This is a genomic window from Streptomyces sp. enrichment culture (assembly GCF_964273255.1).
Classification (GTDB): Bacteria; Actinomycetota; Actinomycetes; order Streptomycetales; family Streptomycetaceae; genus Streptomyces.
In genome coordinates, this window is record NZ_OZ186835.1 from 46,563 (window position 1) to 60,392 (window position 13,830).

The window sequence follows — 13,830 nt, forward strand, 5'->3', positions numbered from 1 at the left end:
CCCGCAGTTCAGTGGGCCGTGGACCAGTTGGCCATTCGGCCAGTAGGTCGGTGGGCCGGTGGGGCCGGTGGGCCGGTGGGGCCGGTGGGCCTGTGGGGCCGGTGGGCAATTGGGTCAGTGGGTGAGGACCGCCCCACCCGGGGCGGGGTCGCGCGTGCCACGGCTGCGGTCCGATGAGCTGATGAAAGGGTTCGCTCGCTGCAGCCCGATCGCGCAGGTGCGGGGACCAACGTGGCACGTTCGCTCAGCTATGCAGCCGTTTTCTGGCTGTTTCTCACCAAATGCGCAGTTGAAGTGCCTCGTGCCCTCCTGGGCGGGTTCCATGAACGCATGCCACCGCTCGCGCCGAGGCGGCAGGGCAGTCGGAGCCGCGCACGTCGTGGCCGTCCGGTCGCTCCTGCGCGGCCGACGTGACCGTCTCGCGTGCCGGTGCGGTGGCGGCACTGATGGGGCCGGCCCGGCATCGACGGGCCGCAGACGACAGGTGATGGACATGCGAACCGAGGCCGCCAAGCGGGTCGAGCTGGTCTTCTCCCTCTTCGACGCCAATGGCAACGGAGTCCTGGACTCCGACGACTTCGATCTGATGACGGACCGCGTTCTGGAGGCGGCGGTCGCGTCGGACGACAGTGCCAAGGAGGCGATCCGGGCCGCGTTCCGCCGCTACTGGACAACGCTGGCCACCGAGCTGGACGCCAACGGCGACGGCGTGATCACCGTGGAGGAGTTCCGTCCGTTCGTGCTCGACCCGCAGCGCTTCGGCCCCACGATCCGTGAGTTCGCCCGGGCACTCGCCGCACTCGGCGACCCCGACGGCGACGGCTTCATCGAACGCCCCTTGTTCGTGGCCCTGATGAGGGCGATCGGCTTCGAGGAGGCGAACATCCACGCCCTCTTCGATGCCTTCGGTCCGGACGCCGGGGACCGCATCACCGTGGCGACCTGGGCCGCGGGCATCGAGGACTACTACGCACCGGACCTGGCCGGGATCCCCGGCGACCGGCTGGTGGTGGCCCGGGCCGTCTGAACCGGCGGCCCGTCACCGAGGTCCGTGGACGCGTGCGGTTCCGGGCGGCCCCGGTCGGGGAGCGCCCGCAGGCCCGGCTCCTGCCGAGCCGTCGACGGTCCGACGCCGGCCGAGTCGACCAGGGGCCGGCTCCCGCGGGATCGTCCATCGGCCCGGGCGCCTCAGGACCGGCCGCCCGGGCCGCCTCGGCACGCTGACGTCCGCCGCGTGGGCGCTGCGGGCGTCAGGGCCGGGGTTTGTGCGCGAACACCCACCGGTTGCCCTCCAAGGCGTCGTTCGGCTCGGGGAGGGGGCCGCGTCCGTGCCGGCGGGCGAAGTCGAAGGGCGTGTGGATCGAGGTGGACCAGCCCCGGCCCGCCAGCGTCCCGGCGGAATCGGGGCGCGGCTCCTTGTCGAACAGGTGCAGCAGGTCGATGCCGGTCTGTTCGCGCGTCGCCGTGTAGATCGGGCTGTCTCGGTAGGCGAGCAGGTCCTTCTCCAGTTTGGCTTCGAACGCCAGGGCGCTGCCTCCGGTGGTCAGTCCGGTGACCGTGTCGATGAGGTGGGTCTCCGCGGGAGCCGGCAGGTAGAAGAGGAGTCCCTCCGCCAGCCAGACGCTGGGGGCGTCCGGGTCGAAGCCGGCGGTCGTCAGAGCACCGGCCCAGTCCGCTCGCAGGTCGACCGGGACGAGGACGCGCTTCGCCCTCGGGGTGGGGGTCAGCCGGGTGAGCACGCGCTGTTTGAACGCCAGCACGCTCGCGCGGTCGACCTCGAAGACCGCGCAGCCGACGGGCCAGTCCAGCCGGAAGGCGCGGGTGTCCAGTCCCGCGCCCAGCAGCACCACCTGCCGGGGTCCCGTGCGGACCGAGGTGAGGAGGAAGTCGTCGAGCACTCTGGTCCGCAGGCCGAAGTAGCGGGCGAACCGGCCCCACAGCGGGTCGTCGTCACCGTCCGGGACGTCCTCGATGCGGCCAGGCCAGTGGGCGCAGGCCGGAGCGGCGCGGACGAAGTGTTCCGCGTAGGTGTCCCGGGCCAGGCTGTCCGGGCGGTGGGTCTCGATCGCCCGGGCCGCGGCGACCAGGAGGGCGGTCAGGCCGACTCCTCCGTCCACGCCTTCCACGTCGGCCTGTTGGTGTGTCGTGCCGGTCATGTCTCCTCCATGCGGGGGTGTGCGGTGGGGGGGGTTGTGGGGGTGAGGGGCCGGGTGCCTCGTGAGCGTGGGAGAGAGGTGCGCGGGTGCGCGTGCGGCGTCGGACCGGCCGGTTCCTACCGGTCGCTTCCTACCGGTCGCTTCCTGCCGGGAGCAGGACCGGTTTGACCACACGGCCGGCGTCGCAGTCGCGCTCGGCCTCGTTGATGTCGGCCAGCGGGTAGGTGCGGACGAGCTGGTCGAAGGGGAAGCGTCCGGCCTGCCAGAGCCGGGTCAGCCGCGGTATCAGCACGGCGGGGACGGCGTCCCCTTCGCAGACGTGGCGGATGCTGCGGCCGCGGTCGAGCGTGCCGGGCTCGAGCGGCAGCGCGGTGTGCAGCCGTGCCACCAGGGCGAGGCTGCCTCTCGGGCGCAGCGCCCGGAGCGCGGCGTTGATGAGCGGGGCGGAGGCTGTGGTGTCGAGCGCGTACTGGGCGCCGCCGTCGGTGAGCCGCCGGACGCGCTCGACCAGTCCGGTCGTCCCGGAGGGCACGGGGATGGCGCCGAACCGTTCGGCCAGGGCGAGGCGTTGGGGATGCCGGTCGACGGCCACGGTCACGGCTCCGGCGGCTTCGGCCGCCATCACCGCGGCCAGGCCCACGGCCCCCGCGCCGAGGACAACGAGGGTGTCCCCCGGGCCGGCGGCGAAGGTGTTCAGTACGGCTCCGGCGCCGGTGAGGAAGCCGCAGCCGAGGGGTCCGAGCAGTTCGACGGGCAGGGTGGGGTCGACCCGGACGGCGTTGCGGGCCGGGACGAGCGCGTACTCGGCGAAGGAGGACTGGCCGAACCACCGGGGGGCCAGTGCTTCCCCCGCCGCGCCGGTGAGCCGCGGCTCGTCCTCCTCGCGTCCTCCGAAGAGGTTGAGGGAGGCGAAGGAGTCGCAGTAGGCGGGGGCCGCGCCGTGGCAGTTGCGGCAGTGTCCGCAGGAGTCGAAGCTCAGGACGACGTGGTCACCGACGCCGATGCCGGTGTCGGGGCCGTCGCCCGTGGCCAGCACGGTCCCGGATCCCTCGTGGCCGAGCACCGCCGGCAGCGGGCTGCGGCCGGCCGACCGCCGGACCGCCAGGTCGGTCCGGCACATCCCGCAGCCGGCGATGGCGACGAGGATCTCGCCGGGGGCGGGTTCCGTCCGCAGTGCCACCTCCTCCACGGTGAAGGGCGCGTCGTAGGAGCGCAGGACGGCCGCTCGGAACCTCACGTGCGGGCCTCCCGGGGGCGGTGGACGACGAACGGCCGCAGGTTGCCGTACAGCCCCCACGGCCCGCCCGCCACGCCGACGCCGCTGTCCTTGGCGCCGGCGAAGGGCTGGGCGAGGGACAGTTCGGCGTGGTGGTTGATCCAGGCCGTGCCGCATTCGAGCCGTTCGGCCACCTCCGCCGCGCGGTCGGTGTCGGTGCCCCACACGGATCCGCCCAGTCCCATGCCGGTGCTGTTGGCGGCGTCCACGGCCTCGTCGGTGGTCCGGTACGGCAGCACGGGCAGGACCGGCCCGAACTGTTCCTGCGTCACCACCGGGCTGTCGGGCGGGACGTCGGTGAGGATCGTCGGGGCGAAGAAGTAACCGGGTCCGGTGAGCCGGTGGCCGCCGGCAGCCGCCCGCGCGCCGTCCGCGAGGGCCTGCCGCACCAGGTGGGTGACGCGGGCCAGTTGGGGTGCGTTGTTGACCGGACCCAGCCGGGTTCCCGGGGCGAGGCCGGGCCCGACGGTGACGGATGTGGCGCGCTCGGCGAGGGCTTCGACGACGTCGTCATGGAGCCGGGCGGGGACGTAGAGGCGCTTGACGGCCATGCAGACCTGTCCGCAGTTGCGGAAGGCGGCCCAGAACAGCCGGTCCGCGATGCGTTCCACGTCGACGTCGTCCAGCAGGACGGCGGCGTCGTTGCCGCCCAGTTCCAGGGTGACCCGGGCGAGCGAGGCGGCCGCCGCTCCGGCGACGGCCCGCCCGGTCGGCACCGAGCCGGTGAAGGTGACGTGGCGGATGCCGGGGTGGGAGGTGAGACGGGCGCCGAGCGGTTCGCGGCCGGTCACGACCGTGAGCACGTCCGGCGGCAGGACGGTGGTGAGGACGGAGCCGAGCAGCCGGGTGGCGAGGGGGGTGTGGGGGGACGGTTTGAGGATCACGGTGTTGCCGGCCGCGAGCGCGGGTGCGAACTTCGCCGCCGCGAGCTGGAGGGGGAAGTTCCACGGCACGATCGCGGCGACGGGTCCGAGGGAACGCCAGCGGACCTCGCTGTGCACGGGCCGGCCGTCGTCGATCCGCCGGGTCCTGGGGGCCAGGTCGGCGAAGTAGCGCAGGCGGGCCGCCGTGCGGGCGACCTCCGCGTGGGACTCGGTCAGGGGCTTGCCCTGTTCCCGGGTGAGCAGCCGGGCGAGGTCGTCGCCGGCCACTTCCACGGCGTCGGCCGCCGCGCGCAGCGCCGTGGACCGCAGGGCGGGGTCGGTACGCCAGTCGCGCCAGGCGCGGTGGGACCGGTCGATGACGGCGTCGAGCGCGTCCGGCTGCTGGTCGGGGGCTTCGTCGAAGGCTTCTCCGGTGGCCGGATCGACGACGGGGAGAGGCGCGGCCCGGTGTCCGGGGACCCGGGCGGGCTCGGGCTCGGTCTGGGTCGTCGGCATTGCGGCGGTCAGCCCACTGCGGTGGTGTCGGCGGCGTGTTCCCGGACGTGCCGGTCCATCTCCGCCCGGAAGGCGGCCACCAGGTGCGGCCGGATGCGTCCGGCGTTGCGGTCGCCGCCCTCGCAGACCGCTCCGCGTACGCCCACGATGTCCGTGCCGATGCGGGTGAGCGAGGCGAGGTCGGTCCGCTGGACGCTGCCCGCGAGGGCGGCCAGCAGGCCGGCGGCGTGGGCCAGCCGGACGAACTCGGCGCAGGCGTCCGGCGGCACGTGGTCGAACAGCCGCGTGCCGTCCTTGACCGCGGTGTCGAGCATGGCGGCGTCGGCGCCGGAGCGGGCGGCGATGTCGGGCAGGGCGAGCGGGTTGACGCAGCCGATCCGGTGGGCGTCGGCATAGCCGGAGGCGACGACGAGGGCGTCGGGACGGTGGTCCTTCACCGCCCGGACGACCGCGCGCATGACCTCGATGCCCTGGTCGGGCGTCGTGCAGCCGTAGAGTCCGACCTTGATGTACGTGGCTCCCGAGACGGCCGCGCCGAGCGCGGCCTGGGCCACCGTGCCGGGCTTGTACGGGACGTCCCCCACGGTCGCGGACACCGGCTTGTCCGCCGGTACGGCGTCCCGGATCTCCCGGATGACCCAGGGGAAGTTGGCGCCGAGGGAGCCCTCGTCGGGCTTCTTGACGTCGACGATGTCGAGGTGCTCCGCGGCTTTCGCGCAGTCGAGCGCCTCTTGGACACCGTCCGGGGAGATGAGAAGCAACACCGTGAACTCCTTTCGCCGCCGGCCCCTCGGCCGAGGGGCCGTCAGGGCCGGCGGATCACCCGGTTCGTGTGCGGTGCCGCCCATCCTTTCCGTCACTCACTGGGACCGTAAGAGCGCACAGAGTGCCCATCGGGGTCTCCTGGCCCCCGCGGCGCGCCGTGCACAACGGGACGAACACGGGTGAAGCGGCACGCTTTTGTCCAGTCGCCACCCCCCCGGGGTGGCCCGTCGCTCGCCGGGCAGCGGGGACGGCCCGCCCTGCGGCGGTGCGCGTGCCGCACTCCCCCGGGCACCGGCCGACGCCGCCCGCTCGACAGCGCGCCGGGGCGTACGGCTCGCCTGTTCCTGGCCGAGGCCGTCCGCCGTTGCCTGTTCCGGGGTCGCCGTTGCTTGCTCCGGGGTCGCCGTTGCCCGCTCCGGTCCCCCGCGCGCTCGGTCCGCGTCGGAGGTGTCGACGAGCAGGCCGAGGGCCCGCTCCACGGTGGGGCGGGTGAGGATCGCGGAATGGCCGCGACGGCACCGCGGGGAGGAGCTGTCCGGCCTGGCGACACGGCAGATCGAGGCCGGGAGTTCAGCGGGTTCCCTGGGCGGGGCCGTCCGGCCGTTCTCAGCCGGCCGTCCGGCCGCTCACGGGTGTCCCGGCTTCCGCTGCCAGAAGGGGACGGGGGCCGGGATGTACGGGAGGGAGGTGTCCACGCGCCCGAAGCGGTCGTCCCGGCGGGCCCAGGAGGCGTGGGCGGCGTCGATCTCGGCACGGTCCCGGCCGACGAAGTTCCACCACATCAGGATCGGCTCGGGGAAGGGCTCCCCGCCGATGAGCATGAGGCGGGTGGGTTCGCGGACGTCCAGGGGGAGTTCGTCCCGGCCCTCCCCGAGGTAGCCGAGGCGCCCCGGGTGCAGGGGCTGCCCGCGCAGGGCCACGGCGCCCTGGAGGACGACGAGGGCGTACTCCCAGTCCGGACGCAGCGGGACCGTGACCGGGGCCCGCAGATCCAGCTCGGCTCCGACGAGCGGGGTGTCGTGGCGGGCGGGGCTGGTCAGGCCGCAGAACTCGCCCAGCAGGACCGTGGCGACGCCCGCCCCGCCGTCGAGGTCGGTCCGCGGCAGCTCCGCGTGGTGCTCGAACGCCGGTGCGCCGTGCCGAGTGGCTTCCGGCAGGGCGGTCCACATCTGGATGCCCTGCAGGGTGCCGCGGTAGTGACCGGTGGCCTCCTCCGCGTGGGAGACGGCGCTGCCGGAGGTCATCAGATTGAGCTGGCCGGGCTGGATGACCTGTTCGGAACCGAGGCTGTCGCGGTGGAGTACCTGCCCGTCGGTCAGCCAGGTGACCGTCTGGAGACCGATGTGGGGGTGCGGGCCGATGTCCAGTCCGCTGTTCTCGGTGACGTCGGCCGGTCCCATGTGGTCGGCGAAGCACCAGGCACCGACCGTGCGCCGGCCCCTGCGGGGCAGGGCCCGGCGCACCCGGATCGCGCCGACGGTCGCCTCACGGCTGTCGCTCACCTCCAGGCAGGGCGGTTCGGGGTGGCCGCTGTCGGCTTGGTCGGCGGGCGCGTCGGCGGTGCTGACCGGTCCGCTCATCACCAGTCCTCTCTCTGCGTGTGTCGTGCGCCGGTGAGTCAAGGATGGGCTTCGCCGGGTGGCACGGCACCCGGGACACGCGGGCCGCGCCGGCGGGACGGGCGGCGGCCGGGGAGAGCCGGCGGAGCGTCCGGGAGGGCGGGCGGGAAGGGGGTGCGCCGTCCGTGGACCTCCTCGTCCGGCCCTTGCGCCGACGGGCCGACCGCTGCTCCGCCACGGTCGGGGAGGCGCCGCATGCGGCTGACGAGGCCGGTCCGCGTGCCGCGTGTCCGTGGTCGACGGTGTCGACGCGTTGCCCGCTGACGCCGTGGCCGGCCTCGGGCGGCCTCCTCACCCGGAGGGAGGCGGAACGCGGGCTGCCGGTCCCGCGGCGCGCGCACGGATGCCGCCCAAGCCGCCCCGTCGCCGGTCGGAGGGCCGGTCGACCGGCGTCGGCCGGCGCCGGTCGGCCGGCTCCCCACACCCTCCGGGACACGTACGCACCGGCCCCCGCCCGCGACCCGGTGTGTCTCCCGCCGGCGTTTCTCGCCGATCTCCCGGGCCGTGCGGTGGAGATGCGGGCGCCCGGGGCTCGGGTGACGATCGGACGGGTGGTGAGGGTGCGCCTGCCGTCTGCGAGCCACCCCCTGTCCGCTCAGCCCAGCCCCTTCCCCGCATGCCCCGGACGGAGTCACGATGCCTCGGAGCACCACCGGAGCACCACCCGCTCCCCCGGTCCGGCGGCGGCCGTTCTCACGGCCCGTCGTTCCGGGCGAACGAGCGGCCGATCCTGTCCCGGGCCCGTCGCGACCGGTCAACCAGCCGTCCGGCCCAGCGGTGGAGTCGGCCGGGCGGCTCCGCGGCGGGGGGCACGCGGCGGTCCAGGGCACCCGTACGGATCGCCTCGAGTGCGTCGGCGAGGTCCACCCCGGCGAACGTGATGACGTCGGTGGCGACCGTGCGCAGGCTGTAGGCCAGGAAGGTGCGCTCCGAGTCGGCCGGCCCGGACTCCGCGGTGATCCGCGTGGCCAGTTCCAGCGAGCGGTCCGCGGCGCGCTGGCGTACTGCGCGGTCGCCGAGTCCGCCGGCCAGCGCCTCGATGACGTCGGCCAGGCCGCGCACCGGCTGCTCCAGCCGGCTGCGGGTGCCGGCGTCCGCCGAGGTGAGCAGGCGTGCGAGCAGGAGGCAACTGGCGCCGAGCAGGTCGAGGTGTTCCGCGTTCTCCCGCTCCCGCACGACGACCTTCGACCCCCGCGCCAGGACGCGCCGGGTGACGCGGGTGTTGGTCCGGCCCGCCCGGCGCAGGTCCTGCAGGTGGTCCAGGCCGCGGCGGAGTTCCCCGACCGCCTGCCGGGCCAGCCCGTCGTCGTCGCGGGCGATGGCGGAGGCCAGGGTGGACAGCCCGCCGGCGATCGCCTGGAGCGCGGCGGTCTCCGCACGGCGCAGCAGTGCCAGGGGTTCGGGCGGGAAGAGGAGCTGCGAGAACACCAGGGCGATACCCGCGCCCGTCAGTGCGTCCAGGAGGCGTTGGACGCCGTTCGCCTGGTCCCCCAGCGCCACGACCAGGATGGCGCTCACCGCGGCCTGGACGAGGACGATCTGCGCGCCCCGCAGGGCGCGGGCGGCGGCGAGGGAGACGAAGACCGCGAGGGTCATCGTGCCGGGACCGGTCCCCAGTGCGGCGAGCACGAGTTGGCCGATCAGCAGCCCGAGGAACACCCCGAACAGCAGCCGCAGCGCATGCAGGCCGCGTTCGCCGAGGTTGGCGGTCAGGGCGATGACCGCGGTGATGGGTGCGAAGTACGGGGCGGGGTGGTCGAGCACGTACCGGGCGACCAGCCACGCCGCGGCGGCGCCGGCGGTGGCCTGGAGGAGCAGCCACACGTCCAGGACGGCGCGGCGGCAGCCGGCCACGAACCGCGATGCCGCTCGGCGGACCAGTGCGCGCGCGGCGAGCACTTTTGTGCGGGTTCGCGGCGCGCTCACCCGGCCCACTATGCCAGCCGGCCGCCTCGCGCACCCGGCGCCTGCTGCCCCGGGCGAGCCGCGCCCGTGCTGCGGCTCACGGTGGAAAGGACGTGGTGATGGTGAAGGTCGACCAGATCACCGAGCCGCTGGCGTACCACGCCGAGGGACCCGTCTGGTCCGAGGCGTGGGGCGGACTGCGGTGGCTGGACATGCTGGCGGGCGACGTGCTGTCGCTCGCCCCGGACCAGAGCGTGACCCGGCGGCACATCGACACCGTCGTGGCCGCGGTCCGGCCCCGGCGAGGAGGAGGCGCCGTGATCGGTGTCGAACGCGGCTTCGCCCTCGAGGACACGAACGGAACGGTGACGGTCTTGGACTCCCTGTGGAGCGACGAAGGCGTCCGTATGAACGAGGGGGGATGCGACCCCGACGGACGCTTCTACTGCGGTTCGATGGCCTACGACGGCCGTGAGGGGGCCGGCTCGCTGTACCGCCTCGACGCGGACGGCTCGACGACGACGGTCCTGGGCGAGGTGACGGTCTCCAACGGTCTGGAGTGGAGCCCGGACGGGGACCGCGCGTACTACGCGGACACCGCGACGGGGCGCGTCGACGTCTTCGACTACGACCGCGGGACGGGGCTGAGCGGGAGGCGTCCGTTCGCCTCCGTGCCGGACGGGGACGGCGGCCCGGACGGGTTGACGGTGGACGCGGAGGGCGGGGTGTGGGTCGCGCTGTACGGCGGTTTCTCGGTGCGGCGGTACGCGCCCGACGGCACCCTGGACGAGGTCGTGGAGCTGCCGGTCAGCAAGGTCACGGCGTGCACCTTCGGCGGGCCCGGCCTCGACCGGCTGTTCGTCACCACGTCGCGTGAGCACCTCGAGCCCGGGAGCGAGCCGGAGGCGGGCGCGCTGTTCGCCTGCACGCCAGGGGTGCGGGGCGTGCCGGTGAGGGAGTTCGCCGGATGAGCGCCCCCGACGCCACCGCGGCGGGCCCGGACGACGAGCGGACCCAGACGCTGCTCGTCCTCGGTGCGGGCGGAGACCTGACACAGCGGCTGCTCCTGCCCGGCCTGGGCAATCTCGTCGCGTCGTCCGGGCTGACCGGTCTCCACCTGGTCGGCAGTGACCGGGGAGAGAGCAGTGACGAGGAGTGGCGGACGCTGGTGGCGCGGGCGTTCGAGGCGGGCGGGGCGGAGGGGCCGGCCGTCGACGCCGTCGTCCGCGACACGCGCTACGTGGTCGCGGACGCCACCGCCGAGGACGACCTGCGCCGTGTGATGGCCTCCTGCCGGGGCCGTCTGACCCTGTACTTCGCGTTGCCGCCGGCCGTCACCGTGGAGGCGTGCCGGGTGCTGGCCCGGACCGGCGTGCCCGCCGGGACGCGCCTGGTGCTCGAGAAGCCCTTCGGCACGGACGCGGCCAGCGCCACCGCGCTGAACGAACTGCTCCACGGTTTCGTGCCCGAGGACCACGTGCACCGCGTCGACCACTTCCTGGGGATGTCGACGGTGCTCAACATCCTGGGTGTCCGGTTCGCCAACCGGGTCATCGAGCCCCTGCTGACCTCGGAGCACGTCGCGGCGGTGGACATCGTGTTCGACGAGACGCTCGGTCTGGAGGGCCGGGCCGGCTTCTACGACACGACGGGCGCGCTGCGCGACATGATCCAGAGCCATCTGCTCCAGGTGCTGGCGCTGGTGGCGATGCCCGCGCCGAGCAAGCTGGACCCGCTGGACGTGCGGGACGCCAAGGCGCACGTGCTGCGCGCCACCCACGTCTGGGACGACCGTCCCGAGCGGTTCAGCCGGCGTGCCCGCTACACCGCCGGAACGGTGGACGGGCGCTCGCTGCCCTCCTACACCGACGAGCCGGGCATCGACCCTGCCCGGGAGACCGAGACGCTCGCCGAGGTGGTGTTCGCGGTCGACACCTGGCAGTGGGCGGGTGTCCCGTTCCGGGTCCGTTCGGGCAAGGCGATCGGTGCGCCACGGCAGGAGGTCACCTTCTGGTTCAAGGCCCCACAGCACGTGCCGGACGGGCTCGTCGGTGACGTGCCCGACAACCGGCTGCGTCTGGGCATCGGTCCGCACCGTCTGCAACTGGACCTGAACGTCAACGGCCCCGGCGACCCGTCGACCATTTCCCCGGTCACCCTCGACACCACGTTCGGGCCGGGCGAGCTGCTGGAGTACGGGGAGGTGCTCCGGGGCGTACTGGAGGACGAGAAGCCGCTGTCGGTGCGCGACGACATGTCGGTGGAGTCGTGGCGCATCGTGGAACCGGTGCTGGACGCCTGGAGCGACGGGCGTGTCCCCCTCGACGAGTATCCGGCCGGCAGTGCCGGACCCGCGCATTGGGAGGAACTGCCGTCATGAGCGAACCACTGGACACACGTCCCGCGGCGCAGAGCCGTTCGTGCAGCTCACGCCGAAGGGGCTCGGGATCGTCCGCCGCTGGGCGATGGCCATCACCATCGGCAGCTTCCTGTTCGGTTTCGACACCGGGATCATCTCCGGCGCGCTGCTGTTCATCCGCGACGAGTTCGAACTGACCTCCTTCGAACAGAGCTCGGTGGTCAGCGTCCTGCTGCTCGGTGCGGTCGCGGGTGCGCTGGGCAGCGGAAAGGTCTCGGACCGCTACGGGCGGCGTCCGCTCCTCGCCGGTCTCGGCGTGCTGTTCCTCCTCGGCATCATCGTCGCCGCGGTGGCCAATGGTTACTGGATGCTGATGCTCGGGCGCATCATCATGGGTCTCGCCGTCGGCGGGGTGTCGGCGACGGTGCCGACCTATCTCGGCGAGATGGCTCCGGCCCAGATCCAGGGGCCGGGTGCTCAGTCTGAACCAGCTGCTCATCACGCTGGGCCTGCTCGCCTCCTACCTCGTGAACTGGGCGTTCGCCGATGCCGAGCAGTGGCGCGCGATGTTCTGGGTCGGCGGCATCCCCTCCGCGCTGCTGGTGCTGGTGTGCCTGTGGCTGCCCGAATCCCCGGTGTGGCAGATCAACAACGGCAGGACGGACCGGGCCCGCCGGACGCTCGACCGGGTCACCGAGGAGGGCGGCGCGGACCTCGTCGTCTCCCGCTACGACGACACCGACACCGGTGGCGGTGGCGGTGGCGGTGGCGGTGGGGACGGAACCGGGACGGGGGGCATGCGGGCCCTGTGGGTCCCCGCCGTCCGGCCCGCGCTCCTGGTGGGCGTCATCCTCGCCGCGCTGCAGCAGTTCTCCGGCATCAACACGATCCTGTACTACGCGCCGACCATCATGGGCCAGGCCGGACTGTCCGCCTCGAACGCGATCTACTACTCCGTCTTCATCGGCATCGTGAACGTCGTCATCACCGTGATCTCGCTCGGCCTCGTCGACCGGATCGGCCGCCGTCCCCTGCTGATCGGTTCCCTCGCGGGCATGGCGGTCGCCATCGCCCTGCTGGGGGTCGCGTTCGCCGCGGATCTGAGTCCGGTGGTCATGCTCGTCGCGACGATGCTGTACATCGTGGCGTTCGGGATCGGCCTGGGCCCGGTCTTCTGGGTCCTGCTCGGTGAGATCTTCCCTCCGGCCCAGCGCGCCGAGGGATCCGGTGCGAGCGCAACGGTGAACTGGCTGTCGAACTTCGTGGTGAGCCTGCTGTTCCTGCCGCTGATCTCGGCCATCGGGGAAGGACCGACGTTCTGGATCTTCGCCGGGATCTGTGTGCTCGGTGTGGCGTTCGTCGCCAAGTGGGTCCCCGAGACGCGCGGGCGGCACATCGACGAAGTGGGGCAGGACCTGCACCGACGCTGGAACGTCCGTGCACGCTGAGACGGCGTGAGCGGCCGCTGCACGACGGGGCGGGCCGGGGCCGAAGGGCGGCGGCCGGGGGGCCGTCCGGCCGGTGAGCGCCGCTCGTGGTGCGGGCCGGCCGCAGGGGCGGGGTGCCTACGGTGCGAAGGACGAAGCGTCCAGCTCGTGCAGCGCCTCCAGGACGCGGTCGGCGATCTCCTCGGGGGCACCGGACACGTCGACGGTCACTCCCTTCTCGTCGGGCTCCAGCGGCTGGAGTTCCGCGAGCTGGGAGGCGAGCAGTTCCGTGGGCATGAAGTGCCCCTGACGGCGGGCCAGCCGTTCCTCGATGAGCGCGCGATCACCGGTGAGGTGGACGAACACGATGTCGGGGGCCGTGGCCCGCACCCGGTCGCGGTAGGCCCTGCGCAGCGCCGAACCGCTGATCACCCCGCCGTCCTCCGTCCGGTCGCGCGCCCAGGCGCCGATGGTGTCCAGCCAGGGTCCGCGGTCCTCGTCGTCGAGCGGAGTGCCGCCGGACATCTTGGCGATGCTGGCCCGGGAGTGGAAGTCGTCCCCCTCCGCGAACGGGACGCCCAGGCGGGCTGCGAGCAGGACACCGATGGTGGTCTTGCCGGTGCCGGTGACCCCCATGACGACCACGACCCGGGTGCCGCTCATGGTGCGTCCCGCAGCGGCAGGGGGCGGACGGCGGGCATCGTGGCGGGGGCGGGAGGTGTCATGACGCGATCGTCTCAGGGAATCGGAGAGCCGGCAGTCCTGGACCGGCCCATCGGGTTCCCCGCCTCGTCGGGGCGCGGACCGCTGGACCGCTGCGGGGCGTTCCCCGCGCTCGACGCGCCTGCTCCCGCCCGGTCGTTGGTCGTCCCGCCGACCCGGTCTCCCGGCGTTCCGGCGTCCCGGCGTCCCGGCGTCCCGGCGCGCACCGACTGCGGACAGTC

General features: G+C 73.6%; 11 protein-coding genes and 1 pseudogene. 5 read left to right on the top strand and 7 right to left on the bottom strand.

Annotation, left to right across the window (positions count from 1 at the left end; translation table 11 throughout):
• The first annotated feature begins 493 nt into the window (after window positions 1-493).
• The gene (locus ACSU53_RS00225) at window positions 494-1,027 is read left to right on the top strand and encodes an EF-hand domain-containing protein (protein WP_437024023.1); all 534 of its coding nucleotides are present in this window, start codon (window positions 494-496) and stop codon (window positions 1,025-1,027) included.
• Between the two features lie 223 nt (window positions 1,028-1,250).
• On the opposite strand, the gene ACSU53_RS00230 is transcribed toward ACSU53_RS00225, so the two are convergent.
• From ACSU53_RS00230 to ACSU53_RS00255, 6 genes are all read right to left on the bottom strand, one after another.
• On the bottom strand, window positions 1,251-2,156 hold the full coding sequence (locus ACSU53_RS00230; protein ID WP_437024025.1) for a class I SAM-dependent methyltransferase: 906 nt from the start codon (window positions 2,154-2,156) through the stop codon (window positions 1,251-1,253).
• A gap of 130 nt (window positions 2,157-2,286) precedes the next feature.
• The gene (locus ACSU53_RS00235; RefSeq protein ID WP_437024028.1) at window positions 2,287-3,393 is read right to left on the bottom strand and encodes an NAD(P)-dependent alcohol dehydrogenase; all 1,107 of its coding nucleotides are present in this window, start codon (window positions 3,391-3,393) and stop codon (window positions 2,287-2,289) included.
• Window positions 3,390-4,811: an aldehyde dehydrogenase family protein gene (locus tag ACSU53_RS00240; RefSeq protein ID WP_437024030.1), complete on the bottom strand. Its 1,422-nt coding sequence runs from the start codon at window positions 4,809-4,811 to the stop codon at window positions 3,390-3,392. Before ACSU53_RS00240 ends, ACSU53_RS00235 begins: the two co-directional genes overlap by 4 nt.
• Before the next feature lie 8 nt (window positions 4,812-4,819).
• The gene (locus tag ACSU53_RS00245) at window positions 4,820-5,575 is read right to left on the bottom strand and encodes a (5-formylfuran-3-yl)methyl phosphate synthase (RefSeq protein ID WP_437024032.1); all 756 of its coding nucleotides are present in this window, start codon (window positions 5,573-5,575) and stop codon (window positions 4,820-4,822) included.
• Between the two features lie 627 nt (window positions 5,576-6,202).
• A complete protein-coding gene (locus tag ACSU53_RS00250; RefSeq protein ID WP_437024034.1) occupies window positions 6,203-7,156 on the bottom strand; it encodes a pirin family protein in 954 nt (317 codons plus the stop codon).
• Window positions 7,157-7,888: 732 nt separating this feature from the next.
• Window positions 7,889-9,121 (bottom strand): FUSC family protein, encoded by a 1,233-nt coding sequence (locus ACSU53_RS00255; protein WP_437024036.1) that lies wholly within the window; start codon window positions 9,119-9,121, stop codon window positions 7,889-7,891.
• A gap of 98 nt (window positions 9,122-9,219) precedes the next feature.
• Between ACSU53_RS00255 and ACSU53_RS00260 the strand changes: the two genes are divergently transcribed.
• The 4 genes and pseudogenes from ACSU53_RS00260 to ACSU53_RS00275 all read left to right on the top strand — a co-directional run bounded on the left by ACSU53_RS00260 (window position 9,220) and on the right by ACSU53_RS00275 (window position 12,907).
• On the top strand, window positions 9,220-10,071 hold the full coding sequence (locus tag ACSU53_RS00260) for an SMP-30/gluconolactonase/LRE family protein (protein ID WP_437024038.1): 852 nt from the start codon (window positions 9,220-9,222) through the stop codon (window positions 10,069-10,071).
• A complete protein-coding gene (locus tag ACSU53_RS00265) occupies window positions 10,068-11,480 on the top strand; it encodes a glucose-6-phosphate dehydrogenase (RefSeq protein ID WP_437024040.1) in 1,413 nt (470 codons plus the stop codon). The genes ACSU53_RS00260 and ACSU53_RS00265 overlap by 4 nt, the downstream gene beginning before the upstream one ends.
• 85 nt (window positions 11,481-11,565) lie before the next feature.
• Window positions 11,566-11,856 (top strand): annotated as a pseudogene (locus ACSU53_RS00270) (MFS transporter); the annotation flags it as partial.
• A 76-nt stretch (window positions 11,857-11,932) separates the two neighbouring features.
• The gene (locus ACSU53_RS00275; RefSeq protein ID WP_437024042.1) at window positions 11,933-12,907 is read left to right on the top strand and encodes a sugar porter family MFS transporter; all 975 of its coding nucleotides are present in this window, start codon (window positions 11,933-11,935) and stop codon (window positions 12,905-12,907) included.
• A 117-nt stretch (window positions 12,908-13,024) separates the two neighbouring features.
• Here the strand turns inward: ACSU53_RS00275 and ACSU53_RS00280 are convergent, their stop codons facing one another.
• The gene (locus ACSU53_RS00280; RefSeq protein WP_437024043.1) at window positions 13,025-13,549 is read right to left on the bottom strand and encodes a gluconokinase; all 525 of its coding nucleotides are present in this window, start codon (window positions 13,547-13,549) and stop codon (window positions 13,025-13,027) included.
• Between the last annotated feature and the right edge of the window lie 281 nt (window positions 13,550-13,830).